This window comes from Flavobacterium sp. RHBU_24, assembly GCF_046613695.1.
Classification (GTDB): domain Bacteria; phylum Bacteroidota; class Bacteroidia; order Flavobacteriales; family Flavobacteriaceae; genus Flavobacterium.
In genome coordinates this window covers 1-24,035 of sequence record NZ_JBKJHD010000027.1, presented here as the reverse complement: position 1 = coordinate 24,035, position 24,035 = coordinate 1, and the positions used below count along the sequence as shown (strand labels likewise).

The 24,035-nt window shown below is 43.1% G+C and carries 19 protein-coding genes; 13 read left to right on the top strand and 6 right to left on the bottom strand.

Annotated features, from left to right (window positions below; translation table 11 throughout):
- Positions 1–196: 196 nt before the first annotated feature.
- Entirely contained in the window at positions 197–2,647 is a 2,451-nt protein-coding gene (gene thrA / locus ACLI09_RS17275) for a bifunctional aspartate kinase/homoserine dehydrogenase I (RefSeq protein ID WP_411420897.1), read from the bottom strand.
- 292 nt (positions 2,648–2,939) lie between these two features.
- On the opposite strand from thrA, the gene ACLI09_RS17270 reads away from it, so the two are divergent.
- Together ACLI09_RS17270 and hutH are read left to right on the top strand one after the other, a co-directional pair.
- Positions 2,940–4,439, top strand: a complete 1,500-nt coding sequence (locus tag ACLI09_RS17270) for an NAD(P)H-hydrate dehydratase (RefSeq protein WP_411420896.1) — start codon at positions 2,940–2,942, stop codon at positions 4,437–4,439.
- A gap of 69 nt (positions 4,440–4,508) precedes the next feature.
- Positions 4,509–6,017 (top strand): histidine ammonia-lyase, encoded by a 1,509-nt coding sequence (gene hutH, locus ACLI09_RS17265; protein WP_411420895.1) that lies wholly within the window; start codon positions 4,509–4,511, stop codon positions 6,015–6,017.
- A gap of 137 nt (positions 6,018–6,154) precedes the next feature.
- On the opposite strand, the gene ACLI09_RS17260 is transcribed toward hutH, so the two are convergent.
- The 3 genes from ACLI09_RS17260 to ACLI09_RS17250 form a co-directional block, all read right to left on the bottom strand.
- On the bottom strand, positions 6,155–7,243 hold the full coding sequence (locus tag ACLI09_RS17260; RefSeq protein WP_411420894.1) for a transglutaminase domain-containing protein: 1,089 nt from the start codon (positions 7,241–7,243) through the stop codon (positions 6,155–6,157).
- A 28-nt stretch (positions 7,244–7,271) separates the two neighbouring features.
- Positions 7,272–7,772, bottom strand: a complete 501-nt coding sequence (locus ACLI09_RS17255; RefSeq protein ID WP_411420893.1) for a hypothetical protein — start codon at positions 7,770–7,772, stop codon at positions 7,272–7,274.
- 99 nt (positions 7,773–7,871) lie between these two features.
- Complete coding sequence (locus ACLI09_RS17250; protein ID WP_411420892.1) at positions 7,872–9,341, bottom strand: TonB-dependent receptor; 1,470 nt, start codon at positions 9,339–9,341, stop codon at positions 7,872–7,874.
- An 86-nt stretch (positions 9,342–9,427) separates the two neighbouring features.
- Between ACLI09_RS17250 and ACLI09_RS17245 the strand changes: the two genes are divergently transcribed.
- The 3 genes from ACLI09_RS17245 to ACLI09_RS17235 are packed head-to-tail and all read left to right on the top strand — an operon-like array spanning position 9,428 to position 11,207.
- Positions 9,428–10,195 carry an MBL fold metallo-hydrolase gene (locus tag ACLI09_RS17245; RefSeq protein ID WP_411420891.1) on the top strand — a complete coding sequence of 256 codons (768 nt, stop codon included), beginning with the start codon at positions 9,428–9,430 and terminating at the stop codon, positions 10,193–10,195.
- A 1-nt stretch (position 10,196) separates the two neighbouring features.
- A complete protein-coding gene (locus tag ACLI09_RS17240) occupies positions 10,197–10,697 on the top strand; it encodes a hypothetical protein (RefSeq protein ID WP_411420890.1) in 501 nt (166 codons plus the stop codon).
- An 18-nt stretch (positions 10,698–10,715) separates the two neighbouring features.
- A complete protein-coding gene (locus ACLI09_RS17235; RefSeq protein WP_411420889.1) occupies positions 10,716–11,207 on the top strand; it encodes a hypothetical protein in 492 nt (163 codons plus the stop codon).
- A gap of 67 nt (positions 11,208–11,274) precedes the next feature.
- Here ACLI09_RS17235 and ACLI09_RS17230 read toward each other — a convergent pair whose 3' ends face one another.
- Complete coding sequence (locus tag ACLI09_RS17230) at positions 11,275–12,261, bottom strand: hypothetical protein (protein WP_411420888.1); 987 nt, start codon at positions 12,259–12,261, stop codon at positions 11,275–11,277.
- 107 nt (positions 12,262–12,368) lie between these two features.
- Between ACLI09_RS17230 and ACLI09_RS17225 the strand changes: the two genes are divergently transcribed.
- Positions 12,369–13,496, top strand: a complete 1,128-nt coding sequence (locus ACLI09_RS17225) for a cysteine desulfurase family protein (protein ID WP_411420887.1) — start codon at positions 12,369–12,371, stop codon at positions 13,494–13,496.
- On the opposite strand, the gene ACLI09_RS17220 is transcribed toward ACLI09_RS17225, so the two are convergent.
- Positions 13,497–13,736 carry a hypothetical protein gene (locus tag ACLI09_RS17220; protein WP_411420886.1) on the bottom strand — a complete coding sequence of 80 codons (240 nt, stop codon included), beginning with the start codon at positions 13,734–13,736 and terminating at the stop codon, positions 13,497–13,499.
- A gap of 129 nt (positions 13,737–13,865) precedes the next feature.
- Between ACLI09_RS17220 and ACLI09_RS17215 the strand changes: the two genes are divergently transcribed.
- The 7 genes from ACLI09_RS17215 to ACLI09_RS17185 all read left to right on the top strand — a co-directional run bounded on the left by ACLI09_RS17215 (position 13,866) and on the right by ACLI09_RS17185 (position 23,986).
- Positions 13,866–16,355, top strand: coding sequence for a M14 family zinc carboxypeptidase (locus ACLI09_RS17215; protein ID WP_411420885.1), 2,490 nt, complete (start codon positions 13,866–13,868; stop codon positions 16,353–16,355).
- 1,231 nt (positions 16,356–17,586) lie between these two features.
- Complete coding sequence (locus ACLI09_RS17210; RefSeq protein ID WP_411420884.1) at positions 17,587–19,581, top strand: PKD domain-containing protein; 1,995 nt, start codon at positions 17,587–17,589, stop codon at positions 19,579–19,581.
- Positions 19,582–20,142: 561 nt separating this feature from the next.
- Positions 20,143–20,700 (top strand): YeeE/YedE family protein, encoded by a 558-nt coding sequence (locus ACLI09_RS17205; protein WP_411420883.1) that lies wholly within the window; start codon positions 20,143–20,145, stop codon positions 20,698–20,700.
- 3 nt (positions 20,701–20,703) lie between these two features.
- On the top strand, positions 20,704–22,029 hold the full coding sequence (locus ACLI09_RS17200; protein ID WP_411420882.1) for a hypothetical protein: 1,326 nt from the start codon (positions 20,704–20,706) through the stop codon (positions 22,027–22,029).
- A 6-nt stretch (positions 22,030–22,035) separates the two neighbouring features.
- Positions 22,036–22,449 carry a DUF6691 family protein gene (locus ACLI09_RS17195; RefSeq protein ID WP_411420881.1) on the top strand — a complete coding sequence of 138 codons (414 nt, stop codon included), beginning with the start codon at positions 22,036–22,038 and terminating at the stop codon, positions 22,447–22,449.
- Positions 22,450–22,483: 34 nt separating this feature from the next.
- Positions 22,484–23,113 (top strand): Crp/Fnr family transcriptional regulator, encoded by a 630-nt coding sequence (locus ACLI09_RS17190; protein WP_411420880.1) that lies wholly within the window; start codon positions 22,484–22,486, stop codon positions 23,111–23,113.
- A gap of 78 nt (positions 23,114–23,191) precedes the next feature.
- Positions 23,192–23,986, top strand: coding sequence for a sulfite exporter TauE/SafE family protein (locus ACLI09_RS17185; protein ID WP_411420879.1), 795 nt, complete (start codon positions 23,192–23,194; stop codon positions 23,984–23,986).
- Positions 23,987–24,035 lie beyond the last annotated feature (49 nt).

Sequence of the window (24,035 nt, the reverse complement as noted above, 5' to 3'; positions counted from 1 at the left end):
CGCAATTATACCACAGAGATACACGGAGGAGCACAGGGATTCACGGAGTTTTTTAGATTACGCTTCACTGTGAGTGTAAAGAGCTGTATTGACACACTTTGAGCAAAACTAGGTGTACTCAAACCGCAGGTTTTAGCTTTTCTCTGTGCAACTCTGTGCTTCTCTGCAAATCTCTGTGCTACAACTTAACAGACTTTTATCTGTTCCCTATCCGTATCACATCCGCAAAAATACCCGAAGCTGTTACAGCCGCGCCCGCGCCCGCGCCCTTAATAATAAGTGGCTGGTCGGCATAACGCTCTGTATGGAACAGCACAATGTTGTCTTTACCTTCAAGGTTATAAAATGGATGGCTTTGCGGGATAAACTGCAGGCTCACATTGGCCTTACCTCCTTTAAAAGAGGCCACCACTTTCAGCTTGCTGTATTGTGCCCTGGCCTGCTTATACAGGTTATCAAAATGGCTGGCATGGTCTATAAGCGATTGTAAAAATGCCTCGTTTGTAGTGGTTGCCATACATTCCTCCGGCAGGAACGAGCGGGTTTCAATTTCATCGATTTCCATTTCGTAACCGCTTTCGCGAATGAGTATCACTAGTTTACGTTTTACGTCCACACCGCTTAAGTCTATTTTTGGGTCGGGCTCGGTATAGCCTTCGGCCATGGCCTGTTTCACCACATCGTGGAAGCTATGCTCCTCATCAAAATTATTGAAGATGAAGTTAAGGCTGCCACTAAGTACCGCCTGTATTTTATGGATACGGTCGCCACTGGCAACCAGGTTTTTAAGGGTATCAATAATTGGTAAGCCCGCGCCTACGTTGGTTTCAAACAAAAACGGCGCGTTATACTGGCGGCTCAGTGTTTTAAGGTGCTTATAGTTTGAATATTCTGATGAGCAGGCTACTTTGTTACACGTTACCACCGCAATGCTATTCTTCAGGAAGCGGGCGTAGGTATCGGCAACATCGTGGTTTGCGGTGTTGTCTACAAAAATACTGTTGCGAAGGTTGAGGTCTTTTATCTTTTTAAAGAAAGCATCCGCATCAGACGTTTCGCCCTGTGGCAGCAGTTCCTTCCAGTTTGCCAGGTCAATACCTTCTTCGTCAAAATACATTTTGCGTGAATTTGCCAAACCCGCAATACGGATGTTTATGCGCAGGTTGTCTTTCAGGTAGCTGTACTGGCTTTGTATCTGGTCGAGGAATTTTTCGCCTACATTGCCCACGCCCATAACAAACAGGTTGAGCTGTACAGTGGCATCTTCAAAAAACGTTTCGTGCAGGGTATTTAGCGCTTTTTTTACATCGCGGCTGTCTATTACTGCAGAGATATTACGCTCGCTCGCGCCCTGGGCTATAGCCCTTATGTTAATGTTGTTCTTGCCCAGCGAACTGAACATCCGGCCACTGAGCCCCTGGTAGTTCTTCATGTTTTCGCCCACCACGGCTATAATGCTCAGGCCATTCTCTATAATGGCGGGGTAAATTTTGCCCTGCTGTATCTCAAAGCCAAATTCGCTGTTTATGGCAGCTTCAGCTTTTTTAGCCTCACTGTCGGCAATACCCAAACAGATGGAGTGCTCGCTCGATGCCTGAGTAATAAATATCACGTTTACATGCTCCTTGCTTATTACCTCAAACAGGCGCTTAGAGAAGCCCGCCACGCCCACCATACCACTGCCTTCCAGTGTTATAAGGGTAATGTCATCTACGTTGCTGATGCCGCGTATGGGGTTCTCGCTTTTTACCTCGGGCACTTTACTGACAATGCTGCCGTGCGCCTCAGGTTCAAATGTGTTTTTTATATGAAGGGTAATGTCCTTATTCAGTATAGGCTGTATGGTAGGCGCGTATAGTACTTTGGCACCAAAATGCGATAGCTCCATCGCCTCCTCAAAGGTAATGTAGGGTATGGACTCCGCTTGTTTTACAATTTTGGGATTGGCCGTATAAATGCCGTTTACATCTGTCCATATTTCCAGAGACGGCACCTCTAAGGCTGCGGCGACTATAGCTGCCGTATAGTCGCTGCCCCCACGGCCCAGGGTAGTGGTGTGGCCGTCTTCGCTTTGTGCTATAAAGCCCGGCATTACCGTTATTGCGGCGGTGCTGTGTTCAAAATAATCAAAAATTACCTTATCAGTAAGCGCAAAGTTTACCACTGCCTTACCGTAGCGGCTGTTGGTTTTTATAAGTTCGCGGCTGTCGGCCAGTGTAACATTTTCTTCCTGTGCCTTCAGCACTTCGCTAATGATGTAAGAAGATAACACTTCGCCAAAAGAAAGTATCAGGTCCTTTGTTCGCTCACTCAGTTCGCCCAACAGGGAGCAGCCGTCCAGCAGGGTTTCCAGGCGGTTCAGCTCCCGCTTTACATGGCTTAATACGGCGCTTTGCCCTGCTACGGGCACAAGGCTTTTTACGGTATCAAGGTGGCGTGTTTCCAGGGTTTGTAGTATGGTTTTGTAACTGTCGTCTTTTTCGGAGGCGCTTACAGCCGCTGATAGGAGCAAATCAGTAACGCCGCCCAGGGCCGATACGACTACCACAACGGGCTCTTTTTCTTTTTTTTGTTTAATGATGTTTATCGCGAGCGATATATTTTCTGCATTGGCAACTGATGTTCCGCCAAATTTTATAACGTTCATTCGTATTGGTTTTACGGTAAAGATATGATTTTATGCACAGATGCCTGTGTTATTTTTCTGTTGAAAAATAACCCTTAAACCGGCTATATGTAAAATATTATACCCCAAACGGGGTGGTGGTTGTGGTAATAATGCCAATAGCACCAAATATCCCTTTGCGGGAGATTGTTGTAGTTAAATATTTGTTGCCGTTAACATTCATATACTTACAAATGTAATAATTTTACCATAGTGCAAAAACGCTCGCTTCCTTTTTACGAATATTTTAAAAATACAACAAAACCACTGCTGAATGAAAATTTTTGAAACAATAAACATTAGGGAAGCTGATAAAATAACAATCGAAAATCAGCAGATTAGCTATTACCAACTTATGGAGCGCGCTGCTACAGAAGCTTTTTTGTGGATAAAAAAGCATTATGCAGATAAAGAAACCACGTTTCACGTATTTTGTGGCAGGGGAAACAATGGGGGCGACGGCCTGGTAATTGCCCGCCTGCTGCACCAGGATAACTATCCGGTAAAAATAAATATTATTGAAGAAGCCGGAAATCCTACACCTGAATATGAAACCGCCCTGCAACTTCTTAAAGAAAGCGGCCTTGAAAACAATAAAGATGCTGACTATACCTATGAAAAAAGAAAACTCATTTATATCGACGCGCTTTTTGGGGTAGGCCTTAACCGTGATTTGCCCCAAAGCGTGGCTGATACCATCAACAAGATAAACCGCTGCGAAGGCAGTGTTATTTCTATAGATGTGCCATCAGGCTTGTTTTTAGACCGGCCTACCGATTTTGCTGTAGAAAGCGATATCGTGCTTACCTTCCAGTTCCCGAAACTGGCATTTTACCTGCCGGGCAATTGCAAATTTGTAAACCGTATCGTGATACTGGATATTGGCCTGGATAAAGGGTTTATTAAAAATACGCCATCCGACTATTCCCTGACAGATTTAAAGGATGCCTGCGCGAGGTACCGCCCGGTAAAACCCCATGCACATAAAGGTACGCAGGGGCATGCGTTGATAATAGGAGGTAGCTATGGCAAAATAGGAGCGGTGTGCCTTTCGGCAAAAGCAGCGCTTAAGTCCGGTTGCGGACTGGTAACTGCCTACATACCTAAGTGCGGTTACGAAATTATGCAGTCGTATTTTCCCGAAGCCATGGCGCTTACCAATGGACAGGAACATCTTACTAATATTAATTTTGATGTACAACCGAAAGCCATTGGAATCGGACCTGGAATTGGGCAGGAACCCGAAACCCAACAGGCAATACACGACTTTTTGCAGCGGCAAAATACCCCGCTGGTTATTGATGCCGATGCGCTTAACATACTTTCACAAAATAAAGAATGGCTCACCCTGCTGCCGGAAAACACTATACTTACGCCGCACCCTAAAGAGCTGGAACGCCTAATGGGCAGTTGGGATAACGATTTTGACAAGCTTGATAAAATAAAAGCGTTCTCCGCGAAATATAAAGTTGTGCTGGTAGCAAAAGATGCACACACGATGGTGGTATACGGCAACGACGTACATATAAATTCCACCGGAAATGCAGCTTTGGCTACCGGCGGCAGCGGTGATTGCCTTACGGGTATCATTACCGGGTTGCTGGCCCAGGGCTACAATGCGGTTGATGCGGCACTATTTGGCGTATATTTACACGGCCTTACGGCGGATATTGCCCTGCCCGAAACCGGTATGCAGGCGTTTACTGCTTCTGATATTATTAAATATATAGGGAGAGCCTACCTGAAAATTGAAGCAGATTGCAACCAAAAATGAAAAGTCATCAATAATGTTGTTTTTTAATTGCATTTTAGTGAATTTTGGGCAATCAAAATACGCCTCATAATGGAAACCATACATTATATCAGCAGTGATATATTATCCCTTGAAACTGTAAATACTATCCTCTCGCAGGATATGAAACTGGCGCTGAGCGAAGAGGCCCGCGGCAATATAGAAAAGTGCCGCGCCTACCTCGACAGGAAAATGGCAGCTCAGGACACGCCCATTTATGGAATCAATACAGGTTTTGGGGCGCTATATAATGTAAAAATCGATACCGATAACCTGTCTAAACTACAGGAAAACCTCGTAAAATCGCACGCCTGCGGTACCGGTGATGTAGTACCCGAACCTATTGTAAAAATAATGCTGCTGCTCAAAATACAGTCGCTTAGCTATGGTAACAGTGGGGTGCAGCTGGCTACTGTAGAGCGCCTTGTAGATTTTTATAACAACGATATACTTCCTGTAATTTATACCCAGGGTTCGCTGGGCGCATCGGGCGACCTTGCGCCGCTGGCACACCTTTCATTACCGCTGATAGGGGAGGGCGAGGTTTTTGCCGACGGTTTCCGCCAACCGGCACACAAAGTGCTGAACAGTTACGGCTGGGAACCTATAACACTGAAAAGCAAAGAGGGCCTTGCGCTATTAAACGGTACCCAGTTTATGAGTGCTTATGGCGTGTATATATTACTTAAGTCAATAAAGTATAGCTATCTGGCCGATGTTATCGCTGCAGTATCTCTGGAAGGTTTTGACGGGCGCATAGAGCCGTTTAATGAGCTGATACACATGATTCGCCCACACAAAGGGCAGATTGTTACCGCCCGCCGTTTTAACGAACTACTGGAGGATAGCGAAATCATTTCGCAGCCTAAAAAGCACGTACAGGACCCGTATAGTTTCCGTTGCATACCACAGGTGCACGGGGCAAGTAAGGACACTATTGATTATGTAAAAAAAGTGTTCCGTACCGAGATCAACTCGGTTACCGATAACCCGAATATTTTTGTAGATACCGACGAAATTATTTCGGGTGGTAACTTCCACGGCCAGCCGCTGGCACTTACGCTCGATTTCCTTGGCATCGCCTTAGCTGAACTGGGCAGTATATCTGAGCGCCGTACCTACCAGCTCATAAGCGGCCTGCGTGGCCTGCCGCCATTTTTGGTAAGTAACCCGGGGCTTAACTCAGGTTTTATGATTCCGCAATATACTGCTGCCAGCATCGTAAGCCAGAACAAGCAGCTTGCCACCCCGGCCAGTGTAGACAGCATAGTATCGAGTAACGGGCAGGAAGACCATGTGAGCATGGGGGCTAATGCCGCCACTAAAACGCTGAAAATAATGGAAAACCTGGAGCGAATTTTAGCCATAGAGCTTATGAATGCCGCACAGGCCATAGAGTTCCGCCGCCCGCTGAAGAGCAGTGATTTCCTTGAGATGTTTGTAGGTTCGTATAGGGAGGAAGTGCCTACCGTTACAGAAGACCGCATACTGCACTATGATATTGAGAACACGCTTTCGTTTCTGAATAATTTGCAGCTGGACGAGAGCCTTTTTGAGTAAACCTGTTCGATAATTCAACTTTGTGGGCGGTTTGTCAATTCCGGCAAGGTCTTTAAAGAACTTGCAGGTATAAAAGTTAGTGTGGGATTTTATAATTTAAAACTTATAAGGTTATTAAAAAACCTTGCAGGTTACCATCACTTAATCACTTTTACTTTAAATACAAGTTGAAGCAATCCGTTCATATAGAATTCTATAACACGCAGGTTTTTGTTGTCAACTACAAAATCAAATGAGTATATATCACCTTTACGCTTAAATGGCAGGCTATATTGATCTGTCCGCTGTTCTTCACCTGTAACAAAGCCCAGCGTTTTATATACAGTTTTACTATTAGCAACGATATAAGGGTTGTGTTTTGTATTGGTACTGAAATGCAAATCCCAAAAGCCAAGCTTATGTTGTATAGCAAAGTTTATAGTATCGCCTACTTTAGCAGTTACAACACCCGTTGAGGGCAAAATAACCTCTATTTCTTCCAGGTAATCGTTTATAATGTACGGGTTGTTCTTATAGCGCTCCACACTATAGTTTGCTACACCCGGCGATTTCGGGTCTTCGGGGTAATGGTTCTGGCAGAATTTTTCAATTGGCGTAAGCCAGTAAAAATCATTAAAGCTCTTTTCAAAAGCCTTGAGCTTCCCTTTTTTATCTTTTGGGCAGTGGCCCGAAGCCCAGGTAACGTCGAGGTAATAATACTTACCATCAAGTATTATCCCGTTCCAGGCGTGATCCAGCGCGCCCATGCGTCCTACTTCATCTGGCGAATGCTTGGTATAACCCGGCACAAAATCGGTTTGCAGCCCGGCATAGTCGCACATGCGCTTAAAGAGCCATGCATAGCCGTCGCATACACTCTTGCCGCTACGCAGTACCTTATCCGTATAGTCTTCTTTCCAGTCGGCAATTACTTTAAGGCAGTCATCGCCCGTTTTGCATTTGGGCGCTTTATAGTGTTTATGGTTGTTAAATGCCTTGTAATCATATGCAATGTTATCTGCTATCCAGGCAAAAATGGCGCGTGCCTTATAGGTATTGTCCGCATAGCTATCGGTAAGCTCGCTTACCAGCAGGCGCAGGTCGCCGTTATATACTTTAGTACGGGCAATACTATCGGTTTCCCGGTAGGTATTTTTTGCAGAGGTGTATATATAGGTGCTATCCTGCCCAACGCAATGAAAGGTAAGAAATAAAAATAATGCGGATAAAAGAGTTTTAGCTGGCAAGGCAATTGGTTTTGGCTAAGTTACAAAATTAGCATCCACAACTGCCATATACCGCTCTTTTTATGGTTTGGCCGTCTTCCTGTTTTATTTTTATTGTCCCGGTTTCTTCCCACACTTCGGTGTCAATATTCCTGCCTTTTTGGGTGTCTAATATCACCTCAATACCTTTTGCTTTGTAGAGTGCATGCGTTGCTGTACTGTCTATTATTGTACTGTCATTTTCTTTAGTGGCGTGTTCGCTTTGGGTAAGACGTACCATTTTACCGTTTATTTTCATATACGCAATATCACCAATATCATCTGCAAATAGTAAATGGTTTGCTTTGTATGCTATTGAGTCGGATGCAAATGCACAACTGCATCCGTCTATCTCATCGGGTACGGTGTCAAAAGTGCTTATTACAAGGGTATGATCTTCAACAACCTTTTCCGGTTCGGTAATGGTAACCTGGTTGGTTGGTTGCTGTTTTTCGCCCCCGCAGGAATATAGGGCGCAGGCAGTAATTATAAGTAAAATATTTTTATACATAAAGTAAAATTTACGTGTGTAAAAGGCATAAAAAAACTGTTTATAAAAATAAACAGTTTTTTCTTACGTATTTTTTTTAACACTGACATTATTAAATAATTAGCCCTGCTCAGCAAGCTGTTTTTTAGGGTCGTAGCCAAATAGGTGGTTTTCCTTTATCATTTCGGCAATACCTACCGGCAGCATAGGCTCCCACCCGGGTTTGCCTTTGTTTATCATTTTAAGCACTTCGCGGCTAAAAATGTCAAGGTTATGTGTGTCTACCTCAGGTATATCGATAACTTTACCGTTAAACTTAAAGAATTTATACAGTTCTTTCATGCGGGGGTGCACCATAAGGTTTTCAGAGTCTACCACGTTGCCCTCCTCATCTTTCATAGGGTACAGGTATACCTTAAGGTCGCGGTAAAACAGTTTCCCAAAAGCCTCAAGTATGCCACCGCTTAGGTGGCGGTAGTATTTTTCGTCAAAAATATCAATAAGGTTACTCACACCCATGGCAAGCCCCATACGCGCCTTGGTATAGGCGCTAAAGTACTCTACCACTTTATAATATTCCTGGAAGTTAGATATCATTACGGTTTGCCCAAGAGAGCAGAGCAGTTCGGCACGGTCCATAAAGTCGCGCTCATCAATCTCGCCTTCGCTGCGCAGGTTACTCAGTGTAATTTCAAAAATTACCAGCGTTTTTTCGGGATCTACTTTGTTCTCTTCAAGGAACATGCGGTGTGATTTCTCAAACATGTCCATATTTACCTTCGTCACCGGGCGGAAACTTCCCCTGAGGGCGAGTATGTTCTTTTTGTATAGTATAGCGGCAGGCAGTACGTTATGTCCGTTAGGGTCAAACATTACCGCGTCGGTCATGCCGTTTTTAACGAGTTGCAGGCTCATGAGCCTGTTGTCAACATCGACAAAGCGCGGTCCGCTAAAGTTTATGGTATCTATTTCCAGCTGGTCTTTATCCAGGTGGTCGTACAGGTAGCGCAGTAGCTTTTTAGGGTCGTTGTATTTGTAAAACGCACCATAAATAAGATTTACCCCCAGTATCCCTAAGGTTTCCTGCTGCAGCCGTGCATCGTTTTCCCTAAAGCGTATGTGCAGGATAATTTCGTTATAATCTTCATCAGGCTCTACCTGATAGCGTATGCCCACCCAGCCGTGGCCTTTAAATTGCTTGGCAAAATCTATGGTAGCCACAGTATTCGCATAGCTAAAAAATACTTTGCTGGGGTGCTTGTCACGCTTAAGGCGCTCTTCCATAATGCGTACCTCGTGGTTCAGCATTTTTTTAAGGCGGCTTTCGGTTACATATCTTCCATCTTCTTCTATGCCGTAAATTGCATCGCTGAAATCTTTATCGTAAGCCGACATCGCTTTTGCAATGGTTCCGGATGAGCCGCCCGAACGAAAAAAATGCCTTACGGTTTCCTGGCCGGCGCCTATCTCGGCAAAGGTGCCGTAAATATGCTCATTCAGGTTAATGCGAAGGGCTTTGTCCTTTATAGAGGGGACATGGGTAATTACCTTGTCTCCTTTTAAAGTTATTTCGTCGTCGGATAATTTCATAGCAATGGAAGATATATCGCAAAGTTAGGAAAACACTGCATTTAATAAAACAAATAATGTTATTTTTGTATTTAAAATAAGCAATTTTGAATGTTTGGTTTTTAGGCACCGGTACCTCACAGGGCATACCCATAATAGGCAGTACACACCCTGTGTGCTTAAGTGATAACCCAAGGGACAAGCGCCTTCGGGTTTCGGTGTGGCTGTACTGGGAAGGTAGCTCTTATGTTATAGACTGTGGGCCCGACTTCCGTCAGCAGATGCTTACCTGCGGCTGTAACCGCATAGACGGTATTTTGTATACCCATGAGCATGCCGACCATACCGCAGGTCTTGATGACATCCGGCCGTTCTTTTTCCGTCAGGGCGATATACCCATTTACGCTAAAGATGTGGTTATTGAAAGCCTTAAAAAACGCTTTGATTATATTTTTACCGAAGGCGAAAAATATCCGGGTGTGCCAAACGTGGTAATTAACGAGGTAAGGCCCGATGCGCCTTTTGTACTGGGAGGTAAAGTTGTAACCCCAATCCGGGTAAACCATGGGCGAATAGAGATTTTAGGATACCGGATAGGCAATTTTGCGTATCTTACTGACGTTAAAACAGTGTCGGAAAGCGAACTGGAAAAGCTTGTTGGCCTTAAGGTGCTTGTGGTAAGCGCACTGCGCATAGACCCGCACGATTCGCACATGAACCTTGATGAAGCGCTGGCATTTATAGCGGGGGTAAAGCCTGAAAAAGCCTACCTGACCCACATAAGCCACTTGCTTGGGTTTCATGAGCAGGTGGAGCAGTCACTGCCAAAAAATGTGTTTTTAGCGTATGATAATTTACAGATTTCTATAGAGTAATATGAGAAAGAGCCTTTTTTTATATCTTTTTGTATTTGCAGTGGTAATAAACCTGTTTACCTATATGTGGTTTACCCAACAACAAAAACACGACGGCGAGCGTATTGTGAAGATACAGCAGCAATTAAAGACTTCTCGTGACAGCTTGCACGACGGAGGTGCGGATGCTAAATATTTTACCCTTGCTACTAATGATGAAGCGCTGGATTATTTTGCCGACAGAGGTTTTATGAATACCGATTCTCTTTCCCAAAAGATAACAGAAGGGGTTTTAGAGCAAAATGAAAACCCTGCTGGCAATCCGCTAACGGACAATGAACCTATAGACGGAAAGAAGTTTTTGATTAATAAAGTCCAGTTGCTTAACCACAGGTGGATAATTGCCGATTACAGCAATGGTACCATTTGGGGCGATGCGCTTATACAGTACTTTATAGAAGATGACGGCACAATAACTTATAAAACGCTTCAGTCTACCATTTACCCCGGTACAATACGATAATTATTACATTTATCAACAATGAAAAATCACTTGATAATAGTGGCTTTAGTGGCGATAGGCCTTTCGTCCTGCGATTATGTGCTTAAAAGAGATGATAAAGCAGCGCCGGCAGTAGCTACCGATAAAAAAGTGATAACCGGCCCTGATAAAGACAGCAAGGGCTGCGTTACCTCTGCGGGTTATCACTGGAGCAGGTTAAAGGGCGATTGCATACGCCCGCTTGAAGACGGCTACAGGCTTAATTCGATAGAAAAGGTAGAGGATGAAAGCCCCGTAAAAAGCGCGTTTGTAATTTTCTCTGAGGATAAGGAAAAGGCCGAACTGTACATGCCGGATACAGAAAATTCTATCCTGCTGATAAAAGAAGGTAATAACATATACAAAAGCGGTTCATGGTCGCTTCATGCAGATAATGGCTATACTCTTAAAAATAACGGACATCTGGTATATGTGGGGGCCGAGCCCGTTAAGGAAGGCCAGGTAACAGGCGATGAAAACCCTGAAAGCTAAAAAGATAAGTTTAATAGCCATAAAAATGCCCATGTTTAGAAATATGGGCATTTTTTATAAATGTATATTACGGAGTATATTGCCCCAGGTAATAATAATCGCCATCGGCATCAGCGTCAGTAGGTTCTGGTGTAAAATTTTCAAGTGCAACGGCTGAGGTGGTAATATTATAAAACCGTATATCGTCATACAGGTAAATGTCATAGTGTGGTACATTACTGCTGTCTACTATCTTTTTTATTTTAACCCTACCGGTTGCCGCTACCCAACGTTCTTTTTCGGTAGGGGTAAGAGACGGGTTGCCAGTACAAATAGTGCTAATGCCAGTTACGGTACCGGTATACACTTTTAGTGTAAGGTAATTAGTAGCGGCATCAAGGTTTATAATAGTTTCATCAACTGTATTACTAATTGTATTATCGGCAAAATTGAGCAACAGCGCTTCGTTACCGGCAGTATCATACAAAAAGTCGCCGCATGCTGTTAATTGTGTTGGGTTTACCTCATCTCCGGATGCAAATCGAAATTCAAAACTGAGTGACGTTTCAACCGACCCATAATCGGTATTTTGTATGCGTATGGTTTCATCTCCTTTTGTAAGGCTCACATCAAGAAACGTTATGCTATGGCTGTATTGTATAAGTCCTGTAGTTTCGGGAACATCCAGCTTTGTGGTTATTATTTCTATAGTGCCGCTGCCCTTCCATTCTTCCATTACATAAATGGCAGGGTTATCAATATTACTACATACCACACTGGCCGAGGCATTAGCGCTGTAGTTGCGATATATTACAGCCCCGGCAGGCAGGTTTACAACCGCAGGTATTGGTACACCACTCTCATCAAGTTCACTTGCTATGTTAAGTAACGGATGGGTACTAAGATCCATTAGTAATACTTCAGTTCCGCTATTTTTTATATATAGGTTAGCTACTGTACCACAAGGGGCTACCTCACCGGTAAAATTAAAGGTTTTCACTGTCATTTCGCCGTCATCGCAGGCGGTAACAGTTATCAGCAGTAACACTATTAGTATGCCTAAAATCTTTTTCATCAATTTTTATTTAAGGCAAAAATACATTTTTTGCCGGTTATTTTAAAGCTTTTGTTTTGGAGCGCGATACAGGCCGGCAATTAAAAAATACAGTAACTTTACACCCAATGAAAAAAGCCTATCTTGATAACGCTTCTACCACAGCCCTGCGCCCGGAAGTTATTGCCGAAATAACCGCCGCGCTGGAGGTTTACGGTAATGCATCGTCTACACACAGCTTTGGCCGTAGCGCAAAGACAATGGTAGAAACAGCTCGTAAAAAAATAGCCTCACTACTAAACGCAGAAGCACGCGAAATTATTTTTACAGGGGGCGGCAGCGAGGCAAATAATTTCATTTTGCATGGTGCGCTGCAAAGCCTGGGCATCAAACGTATCATCACAAGCCGTACAGAACACCATTCGGTATTGGTTACAGTACCCCAGCTGGCAAAAGAGGCAGGTGTTGAGGTTGTTTATGTTAACCTGCTGCCCGGCGGCCTTCCCGACCTTGCACAACTTGAAGTTCTTTTGGCTGATGGCGCCCCCACACTGGTTAGCCTTATGCATGTAAATAATGAAACCGGTGTTGTTTTAGATTTACATACAACCGGCGCGTTGTGCAGGCAATACAACGCTTATTTTCATAGTGATACGGTACAGTCTGTTGGCAAAACAGAACTCAACTTAAAAAACCTGCCGGTAGATTTTATCACGGCTAGTGCACACAAATTCCACGGGCCTAAAGGTGTAGGGTTTGCATACATCCGTAAAGGAATAGGTATGCAGCCAATGATTTTAGGCGGAGAACAGGAGAAAGGCCTGCGCGCCGGTACCGAAGCCAATCACCAACTGGCTGCTATGGCAAAGGCATTGGAGCTTTCATGCCAAAATTTAGATGTGGAACGTGAGCATATAACTGCTATTAAGAACTATTTACTGGAACAGCTGGATATGCATTTCCCGGGCTACAAGGTAAACGGAGTAGGTGCGGGAAATCTTTTCTATAACATAGCTAACATACAGTTGCCGTTACCGGAAGAAAAAACAGCCATGATACTTTTTCACCTCGATATGCTGGGGGTTGCTGTATCTCGGGGCAGTGCCTGCCAGAGTGGGAGCATAAAACCATCGCATGTGCTGAAGGAAATTTTGCCGGAAGATGAAATCAAAAAGCCGTCGCTACGCATATCATTTAGCCATTATAATACAACAGAAGATATTGATTTGCTTGTCGCTGCGCTAAAAACAGTGTAATTATTTACGTTTTTTCTTTTTCTTGCCAAATTTCTTTGTGGCTTTCTTTTTAACTGTTTTCCTTTTGCCCCAGTTGTTTTTCATTTTGGCGTAAGCCTTTTTGTCTACCGTCTTCTTTTTCTTCTTGCGGGAGATACCTTTCCTCTTGCGGGCATTCATGTTGTTTACCAGTGAGTTTTTTACACCGAGTTTATTCTTTTTAGCGCTGCTTTTCTTCGCCTTTTTCGTTAGCTTACCCATAGTTTTTTATTTAAAGTTACTATAGTGAAAGCAAAGCTGTTTGTAAACAGTTGGTAAAAAAATCAAAAACTTTGATTAGAAGGTTTTCGTAGATAATCCTTACATTTGGGTTACTTTATAACCCTGTAAATGAAATATCTTTTATCTGCCCTGTTCGTGTTTTTCGCTTTTTTACTGAATGCCCAGCTAAAAAGCCCGGCGGATTTTTTGCCCGAGTATGGACAGAATGTTTCCAACTACTACCAGCTGGAAAACTATTTTGCCTACCTGTCGCAAAATTCGGCTTACATTCAGCACCAGCAATACGGGCAAACAAATGAAGGGCGTGGACTGCATGCTTACTATATTTCCACACCCGAGAACCTAAAAAATATTGATGCCATTCGCGAGGGTCATTTAAACACAATTGGGCTTGGCAACGGTACTACACAGGCTACAAATAAAATAATAGTGTGGCTTAGCTTTAACGTACACGGCAATGAGCCGGCCGCCGCAGAAAGTGCTATGAACGTTGCTTTTGAATTGCTTAACCCCAATAATAAAGAAACAAAAGACTGGCTTAAAGATGCAATTATAATAATAGACCCCTGCCTTAACCCCGATGGCTATAACCGCTACGGCAACTGGCTGCACAGTATAAGCGGTAAGCAACTGCATACCGATCCGGCAGACCGTGAGCACGCCGAGCCCTGGCCGCGCGGCAGGGAAAACCATTACCTTTTTGACCTGAACCGCGACTGGGCGTGGCAGGTACAGGCCGAAACCCAGCAGCGTATGGTGCTATATAACCAGTGGATGCCCATGGTACATGCTGACGTACACGAAATGGGGTATAACGACCCGTATTTCTTTCCGCCGCCGGCAGAGCCCATGCATGACTTTATTACCCAGGGGCAAAAGGATTTTTATGAAGCTATAGGCCAGATGGAATCTAAAAAGTTTGACAAGAATGGCTGGAGCTATTATACACGGGAAGTGTTCGACTTATTTTACCCCAGCTATGGCGATACGTACCCTTGCTTTAACGGGGCAGTGGGAATGACCTTTGAGCAGGGGGGGATAGGTGCGGGCCGTGCCGTAAAAATGGCAAACGGTAAGGTGCTTACCCTACAGGACCGCATAGGCCACCATACTGCGGCAATGCTTACCGTGGTAGAAACCGCTGTATGGAAAAAGGACATGCTTACCCGCAACTTCCAGGCATATTTTAATGACAACCGCGAAAAACCGAAAGGGAAATATCAAACCTACATTGTTAAGAATGGCGGAAAAACCCAGCAGCTCGCAATCCTTCTTACCCGGAATAAAATTAAGTTTAGCTATGCCAACGAAAGCAAAAAAACAGACGGCTACAGCTATTATACAGATATGGAAGAAGATTTTACCATACAGCCTAACGACCTTATTATTAGCGCAGACCAGCCAAAGTCGGTGTTAACCCATGTGCTGTTTGAGCCGGTGCAAAGGCTTAGCGATAGCCTCTCGTATGATATTACCGCGTGGGATTTACCACACGCCTATGGTATAGAGAGTTATGCCTTAAAGCGCGATTTAAAGATAAAGACCCGCAGCGAGGTAAAATATAAAGGCAAGTTTGAGTATGAAGGCATATATGCCTTTTACATTCCATGGAATGGCAGGGCATCTGTTAAGGTACTCAGCCAGCTGCACCAAAGTAAGGTAAGGGTACGAAGTGCCCACAGGAACTCAATGTTTCGCGGTGTAAAAGTAAGTATGGGCGACCTGATTGTGCTTAAAAGCGATAACCCCCAGCTCACTGATTTTCAGCAGGCCATGACGGTAATGCTGGATGGCAAGCCTGATTATGAGGTGATAGAAAGCGGCTATTCCATAAACGGGGGAGACCTGGGCGGCGAATCCTATCCGCTGCTTGAGGAGCCTAAAGTACTGCTGGTTTCTGGCAATGGTATTAATAGTACCGATTTTGGCCAGGCCTGGTTTTATTTTGACAGTACCATTAGCTACCCCTATACCGTGGTTGATATAGAAAAATTACACAACCTGAAGTTTGAAGAGTATACGGCAATTGTACTGGCAGACGGAAGTTATGAGTTGACCGATACCGATAAGGCACGGCTGGACAGCTTTATAACTGCCGGTGGCAAAGTAATTGCCATAGGCGGTGCACTTGATATTTTTGAAGACCGCAACGGCTATAATCTTACCCGTTTTGCAAAAGAAAAAACGAAGGGTGATGAAACAGCTGATGATGAAAAAGATACCCCGTTTTATAGTTACAGCAGTATTGTGCGGCATGAACTGTCAGGTTCGGTTTCCGGGGCAATTGTAGAAAATGCGCTTGATAAGACCCATCCGTTAACGTTTGGCCTGGGCGATAAATACTTTAGCCTTAAAACCTCTCCCTCGCATTACCAGGCACTAAAAAACGCGGTTAACGCCATTTATGTGCCTAAAAATTTTAAAAGTTGGGGTTTTATAGGCAGCGCACTAAAAAAGAAACTATCTAATACCGTTACTTACGCGGTAGACTACAAAGGCAGGGGTGAGGTTGTATACATGGTTGATAACCCGCTTTTCCGTGGATTTTGGGAAAATGGCAACCTGCTTTTTGCTAATGCACTGTTTCAGGTAAATTAACCAGGCTGCAGGCCAGAAAATATAATACATTATAATGCATAACACAGTACAAGTATTATAAACATTGCCAGTTAAATACTGTATGTAAAAAAGATGTGTAGCGGAATAGCTGGTTTTAAGAAGTATTAAAAGAAGGTTCCGTAAAAACTGCTACACACTGAAATAATAATATGTTTAAGGTTGATCAGTTACAATAAAACCTAAAAAACCACCTAATTGCTTAGATGGTTTTCTAATCTGTCGGGATGACTGCCCGAAAACCTTTATGTGTAAGTGTTTTAAAATCAAGATGCTTGCCGCTCAAAATCTGAACTCACTTAATAACTCACAAGTGAATTTGAGTGGTAATCTTTAGCAGAATTTAAAGAAAAAATTAGATTGTGTAAGAACTAATAGTGCAAACTTAATCCGTATTATTGAGTTGATATCATCAGGTAAGCCATGTCAATGTTTTGTACTGTATAGGTCGGTGGTTCGTTGAATAAAATATCGTGCGTGCTATGGCAGTCTCGCCGATTCAGTCTGGCTTTCAGATTGGCCCATACCGTTATAAACTGTAGACACGATGGATGTTGATATACAACAACGATGTAAGTGTGAGATTAAGGCAGATATGAAGAAAATTAAGTTTGTAGAGGATGAATTCTGCTACTATACCATGGGTATTTTTATTGATAACCCTACCGGGCACCCATATCGGTTACGGTAACGGCACCTTCGGGCGCAGGTATTTTCCAGCTGGCCGCTGTATCTGTCCCTCCCGGAGGGGGTGTTGTAGCGTTAAACCTTATCCCAACAGGATTTTCGGGAGGTTTGTTAACGCTTACATTTAGTATCTGAATCCGGAAGGAACTATTTGCCGCAGCAGCCTGGTGGTTAATTCCCTGAGCTTTGCAAAAATAAATTCCGCACTACAAGCAGCAGTAATGACCATAGCGCCTAACCCTGTTAAGAGCACTGCGCGCATACCTTTAGCTATACTTAAAGCCATGGTTCTATGCATACTATTGAAATTTATTCTTTAATGGGGGTATGCTTAGAGCGTTTTGAACCAAAATCATTAAATGGCATATGGGAGCCTGATTTAGGAGTTATGCTTCTGGCCAGTATATTGTGTTCATGGAAGAAGATGGTGCTGTTTTACAGCAAAAATACCTTATATTGCAATAAGCAATCCAAATCAATGTATTAATAACCGGGGCCCGGTCCCCGATTAAATTTTAACCAGCACATGAAAAAAAAATACTCGTTACTACACATTATCCTGGCGCTTTTGTTTTATTTTTCGGGCAATGCCCAAGACTGGCAGTGGGCGAAGCGCGGCGGGGGCACTGATAACATTCCGGAATATACTGATAATTTCAGAGAGCAGGTAAGAGACCTTGATACCGATGTTTCGGGCAATGTTTTTGTGCTTTCCCCCATAGGCCTTACAAATGTTAATGTTGATGGTGTTGACAAGGAGACTTATGGAGAGTATACCGGGTCTGGTGGCGCCCTTAATGATTACATGGTTTCCAGTTTTGATTGCCAGGGAGAACTTAGATGGGCAAAAGTACTGGGAGGCTTTAATTCAGATTATTTCCATAATATTCGTACCGATGCCTCCGGAAGTGTTTATGTTGCAGGCCAGATGTACCCTGCTTCGGGCACAAACCAGGGAAAAATACATTTTGATAATGACAGCATAGTTGCTTACCAAAGCGGCAATGTTAACAAGCAATCGCTCTTTCTTATAAAATACAGTAATGACGGCAACCCGCAGTGGGTACGTACGCCACAGCCTGATAATGTAAGCTTTGAAACTACTGTAACCAGTACATTTACCTATGCAATGGATGTAGATGCACAGGGCAATAGCTACTGGCTGTGTGGCCTGCCACAGGGCACTTATGCGCAGGGACAATATGTTAACAGCCAGGAAGGGATTTCTACCCACCTGTTTAAATATGATACTAACGGAAATTTCATAGAAGGCTATCCTTTTGATATTGAACTATCGGGTGGGGCGCACCGCAGGTTAAAAATGGTACGCAATGCCGCTACGGGCAAATTTTATATTGCAGGGTACAGGTATCCCATAACCACAATGGAGGTGAGCATGGGAGGTGAGCCTGTAACCAAGCCGATGTACCTGGGTGCATTTAGCAGCACCGGGACCTTTGAATGGAAGATAGAAAATACTGAAAACACTGATGGGCCTTATTATGGTAATTTGTGTGCTGTTGACCTGGATGCCGAAGGCAATATTTACATTACCGGCAGGACAAAAGCACAAGATACGTTTGCAGGCGCTACTTTTGAATCAGGTACTATTTATGCATTCCCATTTGTAGTCAAAATTTCGCCAGACGGAACCGCCCTTTGGAGTACCAACGCGGTTACTGCCAGTACAGTTTATGGCGCTGCAATAGCAGTTAATGGCAATGAGGTAGCCATAACGGGTGGCGGAGGAGCATTAGAGTGGCAGGGGCAAAGCACAACTTTTGTGCCCAACCAGGGATATGATGTATTCTTTGCAAGGTTTTCAACTGCTGACGGAACACTGGTTGCTTTAAACCAGGTATTGGGCAGTACAGGATATAATGATTATGGTACGGCGCTTGCTGCAAGCCCTTCGGGCGACTATTATGTAGGCGGAAGTTTTGAAGGCCAGATAAACCCGGGAGAAACAACGTTAGTAAACAGCGGCTCCCAAAGCGATTTTTTTGTGGCCAAGTTTGGCGATGAGTCCTGCGATTGTGCCGCACCCGTGCCGGCATTTAGCTATGTGCCTGTTGATTCAGGCCTTGGTTTTGCCTTTACCTATACAGGCGAAGCTTATGATACTATTACATGGTCTTTTGGCGATGAAGCGTTTTCCGGAGAAGTAAACCCTGTTCATGCCTATACTGCCTCAGGCCAATATAATGTATGTGTTACAGTTACAAATGCTTGCGGGAGCAACCAATATTGCGGTACGGTAAATGCTGTTCTTGATACAGCTTTCCAGCAATTAGCCGGGGTTAGCGTATTCCCTAATCCTGTAAAGAGTCAGCTTAACATAAATGCACCGGAAACGGTAAATTATAGTTTGTATAGTATTTTAGGGGTTTCGTTAGAGGCCGGGACATTAGCGCCGGGTGCAGTTTCTTTAAACTTCGAAAACCTAACTTCGGGTTCTTATTTTTTAAGGCTGAGCACTGTTAACGGGGAGTGTAAAACCTTCCGGATTATTAAAGAGTAGAAATTAAATACTTTTTAATATTTCACACCGTGAAAACAAACTCAAAAAGTGAAATATCAATCACTATTTTTGGTTCGCGAAAGGATTCCAACAAGTATGCAGATTAAGCTTAGTCCTCTTCAAAATAGTTTGACATCTGTTAGTGCAAGGCTACTATACCGGACAAATCGAAAATTTCTTCGTTTGTCCGGTTTTTTTTATGGCTTAAGTTTGTTGTTTAACAAAAAAATATGATGTTGAGCAGCCGTCCGGCTTCGTGCAGGGCAACCCCTTTGCCATAGTGATAGGCAACCCCCGTGATGTCTACAGGGTTGATGCCGTAATGTTTGCACAGCAGTTCGAAACTGCGGTAAAAGTTCTCCTTTTACCGGTTTATCTTGGGAAAAGTTTCTGTTTAAACATATACAAATCATTATTTCAATGAAACAGCAAATCGTATTGTTGTATCAACAATATTTGGAAGATTTTAAATGAGTTTGGAATTTTCTGGGGTTGTGTAACAAATGATACTGACCGGCTTTTAAACGGTTGGTTATTTTGCAGTTCATTAAAAAATAAAGTATGAGCTGGATGTATGAACCCTGGCCTTGGTATATATCCGGGCCGCTTATTGCAGCTACAATGGCTGCATTACTTTTTGCCGGAAAAAACTTTGGCATGTCGTCTAACCTGCGTACCGTATGTGCCGCGCTTGGTGCCGGAAAAAATTGCGATTTCTTTAGTTTTAACTGGCGCGACCAGCAGTGGAACCTTTACGTTATTGCCGGAGCTATTATAGGAGGTTTTATAGCCATGCATTTTCTTTCGGATAACCCTGCGCCGCAATTAAATACCGAAGTTATTACACAATTAAAACAAAAAGGATTTGAAAGTGCCGGTAACAGTTATCTCCCTTCCGAATTATTTGCTAATGAAGCCTTTTCATCCTTTAAGACCATACTGATACTGCTAGCAGGCGGCTTTTTAGTCGGTTTTGGGGCGCGTTATGCCGGAGGATGTACTTCAGGGCACGCCATATCCGGGCTAAGTAATTTGCAACTCCCTTCGCTTATTGCTGTTGTAGGATTTTTTATTGGCGGGCTGATAATGGTTCATTTAATTTTCCCTATGCTATTTTAAATAATGAGGTTACGGGCTTTTGTATTACTTTCTGTTATAACACTACAGGCTCAGGAGAGCCTGCCACGCTTTTTGGCTGAAGGTAAAGTTCAAGGGCACGTTCGTAATTACTTTATGACAACCGATAATCACGGCTTAAGCAACTACTACGCCAATGCTACCGGAGGGCTGATAAGCTATACCAGAAATGAGTTTAAAGGTTTGGAACTCGGAGTCTCAGGGTTATTTAACTTTAAAACTTTTGGTGATAACATGAACGCAGTAGACCCTGTTACCGGAAAATCATCTAAGTGGGAACGTGAACTTTTTGACCTCAGTGACCCCGTTAATTACTATAATTTGTACCGTTTAGAGGCATTATATCTTAAATACAGGTATAAACAAAGTTATATTTCTGTAGGCAGGCTTCCGTTAGAATACCACCCACTAATTAACAATAGCGATGGCCGTATGCAGGATTTTGCGTTTCAGGGAATTAATAGTGTTGTCGCTATAGACTCCTCATTGTCTGTAAATTTTACGGTACTTAACAGGGTATCGCCACGAGCGGTGCCAAAATGGTATTCTCCTAATGAGGCTATAGGGCTTTTAAACGATGGTTACCTTTCTGACGGAACAAAGGCTGATTATTCAGGGCTTACCCATGCAAATGCGATAGCTTATATAGGCATTGAAAAAACCGTAGTAAAGTTGAAACTAAACTTTTGGGATACCCATATCGACAAGTTATTGAACACAATATGGGCAGAAGCGCTATACAGTAGCGGCTTATTTTCGGCAGGTTTTCAGTATTCTTATCAAATGCCTTGCGCTAATCAAAAAAACGTGCCGTATGCTAACCGCTACGTACAACCCGGCGAGCACGGACAGGTGGCCAGTACCATGGTGAAATTTAAAACCACGCGGTTTGAGGCTGTCATTGCTTTTACAGCGGCTTTTAATACCGGGCGCTATCTTTTCCCAAGGGAGCTCGGTCGCGACCAATTTTACACCTCCATGCCCCGCAGCCGTATAGAAGGTTTGGGCAATTCTAACATTGTAAGAGTCGGATTGAAGCATACTTTTCCGGCGCAACAGCTTACCGCTGGTGTAGACGCAACTGCCGTAAACGGACCCGGTGTAAGGAATTACAGCCTTAACAAGTACGGCTTTGATGATTATCACCAGATTAACAGCATAATACATTACAGCTTCAAAGGTTTTTTTAAGGGACTAAATGTTATACTACTGTATATATGGAAACAAAATAAAAATCTGCATACCCCGGCTGATATAATTAATGTTAGCGACTACAGCCAGATAAATTTAATAAGCAATTTTAATTTTTAAACTAAAATGAAAAATATACTCTTTTTACTAATAGGAACTTTCTTCGGCATCATAATGTTTAAGTCGGAGGCCGCATCGTGGTTCCGCATTTACGAAATGTTTCAGTTTAAGTCGTTTCACATGTACGGCATCATAGGTTCGGCATTACTCACGGGTATAGTTATAGTTCAGGTTATAAAACGCAGCGAACTAAAACACATAGAAGGAACTCCTATTAATTTTCTTCCTAAGGAAAAAGGCTTTTCCCGTTATATGTTTGGGGGAATTATTTTTGGGCTCGGCTGGGCACTTGCAGGTGCTTGTCCGGGACCTATGTTTACCCTTTTAGGGGCAGGCTTTTTTCCTATTGCCATAGTAATTGCAGGTGCCGTTGCCGGTACCTGGGTATATGGGCTGTTAAAAAACAAGCTACCTCATTAATTTGTACTTTTATACCAACGTTTAAAATCAATTTATGGAACAACTGATTAAAGAAGCATACGGTAACGTGTTTGAGCCGGCACTATTAACAGATATTGCCAAAGTAGCAACCCTTGTTGATTTTAAGGAAGGCAATTACCTTATTGAAATAGGACAATACATACGCCAGATGCCTCTTTTAATAAACGGTGCCATAAAGATAATCAGGGAAGACCGCCAGGAGGGCGAGCTATTGCTGTATTTTCTTGAAAAAGGAGATACCTGTGCCATGACCCTTGCCTGTTGCCTGGGTGAAACGCGCAGCGAAATAAGGGCTGTGGCCGAGACCCGTGGCACAGTGGCTATGATACCCGTAGGAAAAATGGAAGAATGGCTGGGTAAACACAAAGGCTGGCGCAATTTTGTTTTTAGCAGCTATAACAAAAGGCTTTCTGAAATGCTTTCTGCTATAGACAACCTGGCCTTTATGAAAATGGATGAACGCCTTTTAAACTACCTGAAAGAGAAATCCAAAGTAAACCAATCAAAGGTAATAGCCAATACCCACCAGGAAATTGCGTATGAACTTAATACCTCGAGAGTGGTAATTTCCCGTTTGCTAAAAGCACTGGAAAACGAGGGAATAATTAAATTAAACCGCAATACAATTCAACTTTTGAAATAAATATGCTTGTGTAACTTTTGTTACTGCACAGCAGTTTTGCTTACTATAATTTAGCCTGATATTACTAAAAACAATTCTATGGATTTTTTAGCTATATCAGGCTATTTTCTTGCCTTACTGGTAGGTATTTCCCTTGGCCTTGTGGGTAGTGGAGGTTCTATACTTACGGTACCTATTCTGGTATATTTATTAGGGTTTGATGCCGTTACAGCCACAGGTTATTCTTTGTTTGTGGTGGGCAGTACCGCCCTTGTAGGCGGACTCAGAAATACGTTTCAGGGCAATGTAAATTTTAGTATCGCAATGCTTTTTGGCATTCCGTCATTAATCACTGCATACCTCGTAAGGGCTTTTCTCATTCCTGTTATACCTCTTGTCATCATTAAGACTGAAGGTATTACTGTAACTAAAGATTTACTGTTAATGGTACTTTTTGCTGTAATTATGTTGCTGGCAGCCATAAAAATGATTCGCTCATCCTTAATTAATACTGAAGTTGTACATCCATCAAAACCCAAAATAATAGTAAGCGGTGCCATTACAGGCTTTCTGGCGGGTGCTGTAGGAGCCGGAGGCGGTTTCCTTATAATACCCGCACTGGTTTTTCTTGCAGGGTTATCCATGAAAAAGGCTGTGGGTACATCATTATTTATCATCGCCATACAATCATTAGCCGGTTTTGCCGGAGATAAATTTGAACAGTCTGTAAACTGGGGGTTTCTACTTCCTTTTACCCTTGCAGCCATCGCCGGTATTTTTATAGGCATTGTGTTTTCCCGAAAAATACAGGGTGAAAAACTTAAAACGGCATTTGGCTATTTTATATTGTTTATGGGCATTTACATAATTACTAAAGAACTTTTTATAAAATAACGGTTGTGTAACTTTTGTTACTGCCCAGCTTCACTTCACAAACTAATTT